The 12,031-nt window shown below is 51.3% G+C and carries 9 protein-coding genes; 4 read left to right on the top strand and 5 right to left on the bottom strand.

Annotation, left to right across the window (positions count from 1 at the left end):
• Positions 1-292 precede the first annotated feature (292 nt).
• From spoVAE to spoVAC, 3 genes are read right to left on the bottom strand one after another with little or no spacing between them, the layout of a single operon-like run.
• Positions 293-643, bottom strand: a complete 351-nt coding sequence (spoVAE, locus tag ACFQ03_RS20215; RefSeq protein ID WP_379290568.1) for a stage V sporulation protein AE — start codon at positions 641-643, stop codon at positions 293-295.
• An 8-nt stretch (positions 644-651) separates the two neighbouring features.
• Positions 652-1,668 carry a stage V sporulation protein AD gene (spoVAD, locus tag ACFQ03_RS20210; protein WP_379290566.1) on the bottom strand — a complete coding sequence of 339 codons (1,017 nt, stop codon included), beginning with the start codon at positions 1,666-1,668 and terminating at the stop codon, positions 652-654.
• A 5-nt stretch (positions 1,669-1,673) separates the two neighbouring features.
• Entirely contained in the window at positions 1,674-2,156 is a 483-nt protein-coding gene (gene spoVAC, locus ACFQ03_RS20205; RefSeq protein WP_379290500.1) for a stage V sporulation protein AC, read from the bottom strand.
• Between the two features lie 165 nt (positions 2,157-2,321).
• Between spoVAC and ACFQ03_RS20200 the strand changes: the two genes are divergently transcribed.
• Both ACFQ03_RS20200 and ACFQ03_RS20195 read left to right on the top strand, forming a co-directional pair.
• Entirely contained in the window at positions 2,322-2,528 is a 207-nt protein-coding gene (locus ACFQ03_RS20200) for a DUF1657 domain-containing protein (RefSeq protein ID WP_144939306.1), read from the top strand.
• Positions 2,529-2,820: 292 nt separating this feature from the next.
• Positions 2,821-4,086, top strand: coding sequence for a glucuronate isomerase (locus tag ACFQ03_RS20195; RefSeq protein ID WP_379290497.1), 1,266 nt, complete (start codon positions 2,821-2,823; stop codon positions 4,084-4,086).
• 100 nt (positions 4,087-4,186) lie between these two features.
• On the opposite strand, the gene ACFQ03_RS20190 is transcribed toward ACFQ03_RS20195, so the two are convergent.
• Together ACFQ03_RS20190 and ACFQ03_RS20185 are read right to left on the bottom strand one after the other, a co-directional pair.
• Entirely contained in the window at positions 4,187-4,372 is a 186-nt protein-coding gene (locus ACFQ03_RS20190; RefSeq protein ID WP_144939302.1) for a hypothetical protein, read from the bottom strand.
• Between the two features lie 424 nt (positions 4,373-4,796).
• Entirely contained in the window at positions 4,797-8,969 is a 4,173-nt protein-coding gene (locus ACFQ03_RS20185) for a heparinase II/III domain-containing protein (RefSeq protein ID WP_379290495.1), read from the bottom strand.
• A 396-nt stretch (positions 8,970-9,365) separates the two neighbouring features.
• On the opposite strand from ACFQ03_RS20185, the gene sigK reads away from it, so the two are divergent.
• Together sigK and ACFQ03_RS20175 are read left to right on the top strand one after the other, a co-directional pair.
• Positions 9,366-10,064: an RNA polymerase sporulation sigma factor SigK gene (gene sigK, locus ACFQ03_RS20180; RefSeq protein ID WP_144939298.1), complete on the top strand. Its 699-nt coding sequence runs from the start codon at positions 9,366-9,368 to the stop codon at positions 10,062-10,064.
• Positions 10,065-10,498: 434 nt separating this feature from the next.
• Positions 10,499-11,950, top strand: a complete 1,452-nt coding sequence (locus ACFQ03_RS20175; protein WP_150959237.1) for a SulP family inorganic anion transporter — start codon at positions 10,499-10,501, stop codon at positions 11,948-11,950.
• The last annotated feature ends 81 nt before the right edge of the window (positions 11,951-12,031 follow it).

Raw genomic sequence — 12,031 nt, 5'->3', positions numbered from 1 at the left:
TCTGCCTCTAAGGCAGTCTCCCTTTTATTGTACAAGATTTAACAGGCTAAGTATACTTCAAAAGACCCGACTTCCATATTAGGTTAGCTTATCATAATCCCGGAACAGAATGGCGAGTCATCGGTCACACGGCAAGGTTATACGTTATCGCCGTCCTTTCGGACAGGCGCGTTTACCGATGAAATATAAGAACAGGTATAAGATGAAACTTATACTTATTATTTCAAAAAAAGACCCTGCCCGGGCGATACTCGCCGGGAGGGTCTGCTCATAAAGTTCCTATATTTACCATCTAGCCTCTGGGGCGGCAGACCAGAGCGGCCAAAAAGGAAAAGATGATCGCCGCCGATATACCGGCACTGGTAACTTCAAAAATACCGGTAATAATACCGACCCAGCCGTTCGTTTCGATTTCCCTGATGGCGCCGTGAACGAGCGAGTTTCCGAAGCTTGTGATCGGAACGGTCGCCCCGGCACCGGCGAACTTAATCAGCGGCTCGTACAGGCCCAGCCCATCCAGAACGGCCCCGGCAACAACCAGCGCGCTCATCGTATGGGCCGGCGTCAGCTTGGCGACGTCAAGCAGCAGCTGACCCACCACGCAGATGGCGCCCCCCACTACAAATGCCCAAACATATTGCATAAACATCGCTATTCCCTCCTTCCGCTCTCAATAGCGACAGCGTGCGCGATGCATGGAATGCTTTCGCCTTGCTGGTAGGATAACGGCGATAACAACGCTCCAGTCGCAACGACAAGCATTCTGTTGATTTCGCCGTTGCGCATTTTTTTCATTAAATGGCCGTATGTGACGACGGCGGAGCAGCCGCAGCCGCTGCCTCCGGCCTGAACCGGCTGCTTGTCCAGATCATAGATCATCAGCCCGCAATCCATGAAGGTGGTCTGCTGCATAGGGATCTTGTGCTTCTCCAGCAGCTCGCTGGCGATGGCGTGACCTACCTTGGCCAAATCCCCGGTAACGATCAAATCATAATAGCCCGGTTCAATACGGAAATCGCGAAAATGGGCCTGCAGCGTGTCCACTGCGGCAGGAGCCATGGCCGCCCCCATATTGAAGGGATCCTTGATGCCCATATCGACCACGCGTCCAATCGTTGCCCGGGTAATGATCGGCCCCTCCCCTTTAGCGGCAACGACGGCGGCTCCGGCACCGGTAATGGTATATTGAGCGGTTGGCGGCTTCTGCGACCCATATTCGGTCGGATAACGAAATTGCTTCTCCACCGTACAGTTATGGCTGCAGGTTCCCGCCAGGGCATAATTAGCGCCTCCCGTATTAACGATCATGGCGGCAAGGGCAAGGCTTTCCATCGAGGTGGAGCATGCCCCGAACACGCCTAAATAAGGGACGGACAAGGTTCGTGCGGCGAAGGAGTTGCTAATGATCTGATTCATCAGATCGCCGCCTACATAGAAATTGATTTTCTCTTTAGTCGTCTTTGCATTCTCGATCGCCAGCTTCGTGGCTTCCTCCATTAACTTGCGCTCCGCTTTCTCCCATGTTTTCTCCTGCAGCGTCATATCGCCGTGAACGATATCGAAATCGTCACCGAGAGGCCCGTTGCCCTCCTCCGGACCTACAACGGTAGCCGTCGAAAGGATCACCGGCTTATTCTCGAAGGCCCAGCTCTGGTAGCCGCGCAAAATTCTCACTAGGATCCTCCTCCCGTCCCCAGGAACAACAGCCTTAGCAAGCCAATAACGAAGGCGGCCACGGTCCCGAATACGATGACCGATCCGGCCAGCTTGAACATATTTCCGCCTACTCCCAGCACAATTCCCTCGCTTCGATGCTCCAGGGCGGCAGAACACATCGAGTTGGCAAATCCGGTTACCGGTACGGCTGTTCCGGCTCCCGCCCACTGGGCTATTTTGTCATACACTCCCAGACAGGTTAGCACTACGGATATAAAAATCAAAACAGCCACGGTCGGGTTCCCCGCCTCTTCCTTGGGAAAACCGAAATAAATCTGAAACATGAACATAAGGGCCTGTCCTATAACACAGATTAACCCTCCCACCACAAAAGCAAGGATACAATTTCTCAGAATGGGGCGCGGCGGCTCTTTATGCTTAGCCAAAGCCTGGTATTCCTGCATCGTCGGTGTAAATTTCTTTTTAGCTTTGACATTCATACCCAATAACCTCCCTGGACTCTAATCATCATTTCACCTAAAATGCTCTGCTTAAATTATTTGCCAAACCTTCTCTGCTTATGAATTTTGGTCAGGGTATGTTTTTGCCGCGGACAGCAAATATTAATGGAGGGTTTTTTAAACTATTGCAGGGAGGTGCAGCCTGTGACCGTATCTTCTCAAGTAAAAACTTGCGTCGCATCCTTAAAGAGCGCTCAAGCCAGTCTGGAGCAATTCGCTCTGAACACGCAAAATCAGGAAGCTAAAACATTATTTGAAAATGCTTCGAAAACAACCCAACAAGTGATTGATCAACTGGCGAACCGCGTTCAGCAGTTGGAGAATGAAGAACCTCAATACAAAGGATTTTAATGGCACGCAAACGAAAAACCGGCCCGCAGCAGGCCGGTTTTCGTTTGCGAGAGATTTTTATAAGAACACAACGAGCAGGATCACCAGCAAAATAAACAGGATAAGAATTAGAATCGTTTCCGCTTCCCGTTTCATGGACAGCTACCTCTGTCTTTCTCCCTGATGATAGGGGAAATGGTATTCCTCAGCATATTACAATATCGTATGCAGACGCTATTAGATCGTAAATGAGTCATACGCCTATTCTACGAAAAATGATATAATAGGAAGTATTGTGAAGGAGGAATGACATATGACTATACGGACCAAAGAACAGTTGAACGACTTCGTGAAAGAAACGGTAGCCCATTGTCCGGTCACCGACATTCATACCCATCTCTTTGCGGAATCCTTCGGCGATTTGCTGCTGTGGGGAATCGACGAGCTGCTTACATATCATTATTTAATTGCCGAGACCATGAGGTTCCGCCCGGATTTGCCTTATGAGCAATTCTGGAGCATGACCAAACAAGAGCAAGCCGACCTTATTTGGCAGACCCTATTTATCGAACATTCCCCTTATAGCGAAGCATGCCGCGGCGTCGTCACCGTATTGAACAGGCTCGGATTTGACTTGTCCAAGCGGGATCTGAATGAATATCGCGCCTATTTCCGTTCGGTAACGGCGGAGGAGCATATTAACCGGATTATGGAATTGGCCAAAGTGAAGACCGTCGTCATGACGAACGATCCTTTCGATGACTACGAGCGGGCTCAATGGGATAGAGGCATCCGCCAGGATTCCCGCTTCCAGGCAGCTTTAAGAATCGATCCTCTGCTTAACCTGTGGGATACGAGCTGGAGCAAGCTCAAGGATCAGGGATATAACGTTACGGAAGACTTGAACGAGCAAACTCTGGCGGAAATCCGCCGTTTCCTCAAGGATTGGATCAAGCGGATGGATCCGTTGTATATGGCGGTCTCGCTCCCGTCCGATTTCGCTTATCCCGAGGCTTCGGTCCGGGGAACGATTATCGATGAGTGCATCATTCCCGTTACCCGCGAAGCAGGCATTCCTTTCGCCATGATGATAGGAGTGAAGCGCAAAGTCAATCCGGCCCTCAGAGACGCCGGTGACAGTGTGGGCAAGAGCGATATCGGGGCTGTGGAACGAATAGTCAGCCGATATCCGGACAACAAGTTTCTCGTTACTATGCTGTCCCGGGAGAATCAGCACGAGCTGGCGGTAACGGCCAGGAAGAACCGCAACCTTCTCGTATTCGGCTGCTGGTGGTTCCTGAACAACCCGAGCCTGATAGAAGAAATTACCCGCATGCGTCTGGAATTGCTGGGCGGCAGTGTTATTCCTCAGCATTCCGACTGCCGCATTCTGGATCAGCTTCTATACAAGTGGGATCACTCCCGAACCATCATCGCCAAGGTGCTGTGCGATAAGTACGGGGACCTGTTCGACGCCGGCTGGCGGTTAGAAGAGGATGAAATCCGCAGGGACGTGGAGGATTTATCGGGTGGAACTTTCTGGAAATTCCTAGGCAGACCGGATCCGGCCCTTTCCTAATGCCAACATTATCATAAGAATAAGGCTCGCAATTCCCGCGGAGTTGTGAGCCTTTCCATTCCTGTGAGGATTTTAGACGAAGAAGCCTTGTTTGCCTCATTCACCCGAGAAGCAGGATGATCGCACCGAAGCAAGCAAAGAAGCCGCCCCAAACCCTTCCCCACTTCCAATAACCCGCATTGGCCGTTATCCGCTCCGATTCCGGTCCGATCCACATAGCCACGGACTTGGGAAAGCAGGCGGACAGCAGCCCGAACAGGATGAAGAAAACTCCAAAGTATATCAACGTACTCCCCCTTCAGTTGTAAATTCCTGCGAATTCATTTTTCATTAGTATATGCCTGTAAAATGAGGATTCAAACGCAGAAACTCCCGCCCCCCGAATTCTTTATTCTATCCATGAAACCAGCCACAGCGAAAATGTAACGGAACTGGGAGACCTTACTTCGTCAAAATAGGAGTTTTTTTCGGACTAACGGAAACAGTTGCGCTTATTGCTTTGAATTCTCCTACTTTCGCGTGCATTTTTGGGTAATAAGGTCTTTGGGGTCCGTTAAAGTTACCGAAAAGGCTCTTCTCGAGTAATTAAGGCCTCTGGGGGCCGTTAAAACCAAACTGCTCATACATTATTTTGCGAGGAGAGTCTTGTAAAAAAACACAAAATATGCAGCAGGGCGCTCCCGACGAGGAACACCCTGCTGATTTCCCTATTAACGCCTCTCTATGTTTTCAATTCGGAAGGTATGGGGTCCGCTCCAGCTAGTAAACGGGTAAAATTTCAACCCGGACTGCCCGCCTGCACCTATCGCAAAACCGGGATCGATTCCGTCGGTTTGGATCAAGGTTTGTCCATTCTGCCGCTGAAGCTCTTTAATTTTGTAGCCGTGAGCGGATTGATCCGGATGAGTAATGACGATATAGCTTCCTTTCATCGTATCCGGCACTTCCATATCGACGAGGAAACCGTCCACAGGATGCCCGTCGGCCTGCCGCCATACCTCGCTCACCGATCCTGTTACAGGGCCGGAACCGGTCAATTGAGCCTCTCCTTTCCGCAGCAAAGTCCCGCCGATCAAGGTCATCTCCTCCACCTGGCCATTTTTCAAGCGAATAATTCCCATCTTTCCTTGCAAAATCATATCCCCGATGACTAGAGAATCCTCGGAACGGGGCGAGCTTAATATGATGTCCTTATAATCTCCGTAGGAAATCTCCACCGCTACTGCCCCTTCGGCAGAGCTGTCCGGGGTCAGCCTTTCGACCGCTGAGATTCTAGCAGCCGCTCCGGATGCATAAGGCTCCATGACCGTAACAAAATGGCTGTTCAGCCGGTTACCTTCTCTTCTCAGCACCAGCTTCGGCATCCAGTGCTTCACCGCTTCACTGTTAATGTCTTGACTGGTTCCGTACAACCGGGTGGAGCGGAGAGAAGGCGATTGGCCGATAAACAACTCGTTGCTCCCGGGATCTGCGCGGCCGATGATTTTCATATTCCCCCGGGCCTGACCGTTCTCGCTTGTCTTTAGAGTAACTTCAAACCGACCATCGGGCAGAGCGGCACGCTTGACATCCCGAACGTAAATATACCCGTAGTAATGCCCTTCGGCGCTTCCCGGATCATTCTCTCCTACCGGCTCAACGACCTCCGTCCCCGGCGGCAGCAAATAAGGTCCGTAATCGGCCAGCGCAAGGTCCGTGATCCATTGACCGTCCCGATTCGCATCCCCCTGCAGAGTATATTCATGCCTGTTTCCGCCCGACACCCGGAAGATATCCAGAATGTATCCCCCGCCATCCGTCCCCGGGAAGCGGATCATCCAGGGCTCCCGGCTGTATTCGTCCGTCTGCGGATAGGCTGTTTCCTGATGCGCCCTCATCACCTGAATTCCCGCCGACGCCGGTGCGAAGACCTCTATATGGCCCCCATGAACGGCCTCCCCCGTCTTGCTCATATCTTTGCTGTCCACGACAACCGTGTTATGGGCCATCGTCGAGGTCGTCCACTGCCGGTACAAGGTGTGCGTATAGCCGATATCCGGGAGCAGCTCCTGATTTTCTCCATAGAAGACGAGATTCAACGGATCGTAATGGTTATGCCCGTATTTGGGCACGAAGGATAGATAAAGCTGGCTCGGATCCTCCTCCGGCTCCCCGCGGGTCTGTCCGTCTCTGGCTTGCTGCGCTTCTTCGTCCAGCAGGGCAAGCCGGACGACCCCCATTTTATAATTCGTGGAGAGTTCGTCCTTGCCGACATTCTCGAAGCTGATCCGATGAACGCCTCCCTCCAACCGCATCGTTCCAAGAGTCTCATAGTCTTGAACTCCGGATGTCTTGCTGTAGAAGTTATAATTGTCCGCAAGCGTTTGCCCGTCTATTGCAATGTTATAGCGTCCGTAGCTGCCCGCTTTAAAAGGCTTCAAGTCAATCTCATAAGTATCGGTCGACGGAATCTCAAAGGAGAACACAATTCTCTCGCCCGGCGAATTCGCCTCCAATTGAATCGTTCCGCTGCTGCCGAAGTATTGATAACCTACCGTCTGTTCCTCCACCGTCATGTCGGGGAAGGGATAGATCAACCCAAATTCCGTCTCTCCCCTCTTACCAGTTCCCCGGGTCAAACGGGCGATTCCGGATGCCGGAAGCAGCAGGGAGCCGGAGTCAAGCTGCGGTGCGGGGGCCTTCTGGTTAGCCCAGGTGTCCATAATCGGGAAGTACTTGCCGTCCGGATAAACCATCAGGTTGGGCAGCTCTTGAGCCTTGCCGAGCACCGGGAACCGGCTTCCCATGTCCAGATTTTCCAGCCGGCGGCCGGTTCTGGGCGAGAGATAGCCCGCCGGGTCGGTCCAGCCTTGAAGCGCACGGACCGTTTGGTCCAAGCCTCCGGTGGATTGATTATGATAGGAGAAAGTCACTTCCTTGAAAAATCCGTCAAACAAATAAGTTGCCATGGAGAAATTCTCCACCAGCTCTACCGCTTCATGAATATAGCTCGGATCGTTGAGCGCTTTGCCCAGCTCGATCGTTCCCAGCCAGTTATTGTATTCCATATTATGGTTTAACACAGGATATGATCTGGTAAAATCGATGGACGGAAGGAACATCCCTTCCACAATTTTCTTCTCCACGTCTTCGCCGACCTCGCGGCTCAATTGTTCGAAGGCGTCCGTCCGGCTCACATCCGCATACGCCTGAACAAGAGGCTTCAAGCTGTTCAGATCGGCCGTGTACCAGCGATACCAGACCCCGCCCCAATAAGCATAAGGAGGCCCGGAATCCGCATTCAGCGGATAGTTCTGCCACATGTAGTCATTGGTCGGCACATAGCCTTCATACACCTGGGCAAAACGATATAAAAGCCGCGCCGCGCCCAGCGGGTCCTGCTTGGCCACCGCGGCGGTTTGCTGGACGGTGTAGTCCTTTTGCTTGTACCATAGATGGGCCGTAATAAAATACTTTTTGCCGTTCTCATCCTCATAATATGGATACTCGACTATCTCCCCTTTCCGGTTGCGAGCGGTCATTATTTTATCTTCTTTATATCGGTCGTTGGGATAGGTGAGATCGCTATGTGCGGAAGTCATCTGGTGCGGATGCTCCGGGTCCCAGTTATATAAAGTGTAGGGTCTCAGCTCGGGATGATCCGGCAGCCCTGTGAAAATAAAACCGGTTTTGTCCGGGATCAGCTCCAACAGCGTCTGTACCTGCTCGGAAGGAGCCGACCAAGGGACGGGAATTTTCGGGGAACCTTCCGCCTTCCTCAGAGCAGCATACTGACGGTCTCCTGCATCGATCAAATCCTTCCGGTCAAATATGATGAAGGCCGTGCGGACTTCTCCTGCCTTTCCCTGCTTCACCATCAATTCCAGGCCGTACAGCCCTACCTCCTTCGCTTCCGGATGGCTGAAGGCGATACTCCACCTCTCCCCGTTCTGTTCAACCTGCACACGGTCAAGCTCCGACCATTCTCCCGACGGCGTCCCCCATCGCAGGGTTACTTCGGTATTTTGACTTATATGAATATCGTTTCGTTTGAAGGAAAATCGCTTGTCGGTATAACCCTCGTAAGTAAACTCGGTTTGTTCCGGAATCCAGACGGATTTCTCCCGCTTGGGCCCCTTCTTCAACGAATCGGTTGCAGGTGCGGGCAGGAAGTACAGGCGGCCGAAGCGGCCGTGATCCGCAACATTGCCGACGAAAGTAATCGTTGCGGCGCCTGTGTCCGCAAAATACGAGTTGCGCATCTGTACCCATGAACTCATCGGTTTGGTATTGATTTTGTGCACAAAGACGGCATTGAAGCCCCATGGCTTCTCCGCTTGAACCGGACCTGTGCCTAGAGAAGCGAACGGAATCGAAATTTCTGCGGTAAACACTCCGTCCGTCATTTGCTGGCGAACGGTCGCTCCCGATACCGATACGGCTCCTTCCCCCCATTGAGTCCGATATGGTAAATTCAGCGTTCCGTTCTTCACATTGACGATATAATAGGCTTCGCCGTCACCCGGGGGCTTGATCATCAGGTCTACCTGGGCCAGGGACGGTTCCTCCTCCCTCCCGGTTTGAATGGCCGCATACAGATGGGTATCATCATAGGTTACTTTGACAACCGTGTCCGGTTCGGCAGGACGGTTATCGTAAACCGTAACAAAATTGCTTAGCTCGGCGGCATTCGCCCAAGCCGGGTCCGAGAGGCTGCCGTCCATGACGGGCGGCTGGGCGCTCCATGGAATATAAGCCTGCTTGTCCGTATAATGGCGTATCGTTTCCGAGGCGAGCGTTTGCCCGTGCTTCTTCGCTTCGTCCGGCCGGGCTTCCGCCCATCCGACTATGCTTGTCTGAACGATCAGAAAGATCAATCCGATGAGAGACCATTTTTTTAACATCCGCCAGCTCTCCTTTTTCCAAATTGATTTGAGGCAGATATGCAGGCGTTTCAATAGCTGTCTTTTGATTAATAAAGCGTTTTCATAAATGAAGAAAAAAGCTTAAGTTTCCCTCCTTTCTGCAAGATATTTTGTGCCTAGACATAACCGGCAGCATAACTCTCGGTCAAACCCATAGTTGTTACTAACTTGTATTCTATATTCCCCTCAAAATTCCTCTTATGTATGAAAAAGAAAATTTCGGAACCCCCGGATTGGGAGAACCCATCCGTCAGATCCCGCTTTTTTCCCGACCGTACAGGCACGGTTGGGCGTTTGCCCACATACAATGTAATATTCGTCGAACAAACGCCAAGGAGGCAGGCTTGTTTCGCTAACGCTCAGGAGGTGACAGATGTGCCGGGCCTATTTACGGCTATTGCTTTATTCATCAAGGAACTGATGCTTCTCGTCTCTTATGTCAAAAACAACGCTTTCCCCCAACCGCTCACCGAAGAGGAAGAAATGAGGCATCTGAAACAAATGGCTCAGGGCGACCAGCATTCCCGCAACATGCTTATCGAACACAACCTGCGTTTGGTCGCTCACATCGTCAAAAAATTTGATAACACCGGCGAAGATCTGGAGGATTTGATCTCCATTGGTACGATCGGCCTGATTAAAGCTATCGAGAGCTTCTCCCCGGACAAAGGGACGAAACTGGCCACCTTTGCCGCCCGTTGTATTGAAAACGAGATCCTGATGCATCTAAGATCGCTCAAGAAGACGAGAAAAGACGTATCGTTGCACGATCCGATAGGCACGGACAAGGAAGGCAACGAAATTACCCTGATCGATATTCTCGGGACAGAGGCGGATGAGGTGGCGGAACGGGTTCAGCTCAAAATTGAAAAAAGCAAAATATACGATCATCTGGATATTCTGGATGACCGGGAGCAGGAAGTGATTAAAGGGCGTTTTGGCCTGGAGCTGGGCGGCGACGAGAGAACTCAGCGGGAAATTGCCAAGGAATTGGGTATCTCCCGTTCTTATGTTTCCAGAATTGAAAAGCGGGCTTTAATGAAGCTCTATCATGAATTTTATAAAAAGAAATGATTGTGCGGCCGTTCTATTTCCGTCCGGGAGATAGAACGGCTTTTTCTAGCATTGGGGAGGTAGAGTCCGGCTGTCACAAAGCCTGCAGAAATACATCTTTTTGAGTTTACATTTCAGTTATTGGGTCAAAGCCTGCGATAGTGCATCTTTTTCTTCTTGAAGTAGGCGATTCAGCCATTTGGAAAGAAAATTCCTGTATTTTCGCAGGCTTTTCATTCGAACCCCTCCATTCGCTTCATAATTGATGTATTATCGCAGGAATTTACTCCACGGCAATCGGAATCTCAGCGAGCCTGGCCATTTTACAAAAATAACTGGTCAAGCCCCGTATTGTTAGGTATAATGTCAAACTGTGAACATCGGCCCCGGCTTTTCTGAGAGTGGAAAGCCAACAAAACTATACGCAGATATCTAGGAGGTTTGCTCGCACTAACATGAATGCACAACTGAAAAAATCCTGGTTTTCCAACACGCGCATGGACATCCTGTCGGGAATGACGGTCGCTCTGGCTTTGATTCCGGAGGCGATCGCATTCTCCATCATTGCAGGAGTGGACCCGATGGTCGGGCTGTACGCTTCTTTCTGTATTGCTCTCGTTATTTCCTTCGCGGGGGGAAGGCCCGGAATGATTTCCGCCGCTACCGGAGCCATGGCGCTGTTAATGGTTACGCTCGTCAAGGATCATGGGCTGGAGTATTTATTTGCGGCGACGATATTGACCGGTATTTTGCAATTCGTGATGGGATTGCTGAAGCTGGGCCGCTTTATTACCTTCGTCCCTCATTCGGTGATGACGGGCTTCGTGAATGCGCTCGCGATTCTCATTTTTGCGGCTCAACTGCCCCATTTTGCCGGACAAGGCTGGGTCATGTACGCGTTGGTTGGCCTCACTCTGGCCATTATCTATCTTTTGCCGAAATGGACGAAGGCCGTCCCTTCTGCCCTGGCTGCCATCCTTATAGTCTCTTTCCTGTCGATCGGGCTTGGTTTGAAGGTTAATACCGTAGGGGATATGGGGACGATTACCAATTCGTTGCCGGTCTTCCACATTCCTCAAGTTTTGTTGAGCTGGGAGACTCTGCTTATCATCTTTCCCTATTCATTCTCCCTGGCATTGGTAGGAATCCTGGAATCGCTCTTGACAGCGACAATCGTGGATGAAATGACGGATACGGCAAGTGATAAAAATAAAGAGATTAGAGGACAAGGGCTGGCCAATATAGTGGCCGGCTTCTTCGGAGGAATGGCGGGATGCGCCATGATCGGGCAATCGGTTATCAATGTGAAATCCGGAGGCCGCACCCGCCTGTCCACCTTCGTTGCGGGAGCCTTCCTCCTGTTTCTGATTATTGTGCTCGGCAACGTCGTTCAGCAAATCCCGATGGCCGCTTTGGTCGGCGTCATGATAATGGTCTCCGTCGGAACCTTCAATTGGAGCTCGCTTCGTAATCTTAATAAAATTCCCAAGAGCGACTCGTTCATAATGATCATTACTGTCGCTATTGTAGTGGCTACCCACGACCTGTCCAAAGGCGTGTTGGCCGGAGTTCTGCTCAGCGCGCTGGTCTTTGCCTGGAAAATGGCCAAGATCCGGATTCAGGCGACGGTTCAAGCGGACGGGAGCAAAGTATACAAGGTAACCGGCCAGATGTTCTTCGGCACCACATCCGACTTCTTGAAGCAGTTTCAATATCAGGAAGACCCGGGCCACATCGTGATCGATTTCTCCGGCTCGCATGTCTGGGATCATTCGGCCGTGACAGCTATCGCCAAAGTTGTGGCGAAGTACCGGCAGCTGGACAAGAAGGCTAGCATTACCGGCCTTAACAACGAAAGCAGCCGATTGGTGGACACGGTCGGACTCGAGCTGTCGGCCGGACATTAAATAAAATAACCCCACAAATGCGGGGAGCCCCGGAACTTATAATATCTGTACTATCCAAGGATAAACGGCTATCGCCGTCCT

It is taken from the genome of Paenibacillus residui (assembly GCF_042677205.1).
In the GTDB taxonomy this organism is placed as follows: domain Bacteria; phylum Bacillota; class Bacilli; order Paenibacillales; family NBRC-103111; genus Paenibacillus_L; species Paenibacillus_L residui.
This window is presented reverse-complemented; position numbering and strand designations above follow the sequence as displayed.

What these genes read in the sequence shown, in the direction of transcription:
- spoVAC (WP_379290500.1), bottom strand. Translation starts at nt 2,156, where the DNA reads ATGAATGTCAAAGCTAAAAAGAAATTTACACCGACGATGCAGGAATAC.
- spoVAE (WP_379290568.1), bottom strand. Translation starts at nt 643, where the DNA reads ATGCAATATGTTTGGGCATTTGTAGTGGGGGGCGCCATCTGCGTGGTG.
- ACFQ03_RS20195 (WP_379290497.1), top strand. Translation starts at nt 2,821, where the DNA reads ATGACTATACGGACCAAAGAACAGTTGAACGACTTCGTGAAAGAAACG.
- ACFQ03_RS20185 (WP_379290495.1), bottom strand. Translation starts at nt 8,969, where the DNA reads ATGTTAAAAAAATGGTCTCTCATCGGATTGATCTTTCTGATCGTTCAG.
- ACFQ03_RS20175 (WP_150959237.1), top strand. Translation starts at nt 10,499, where the DNA reads ATGAATGCACAACTGAAAAAATCCTGGTTTTCCAACACGCGCATGGAC.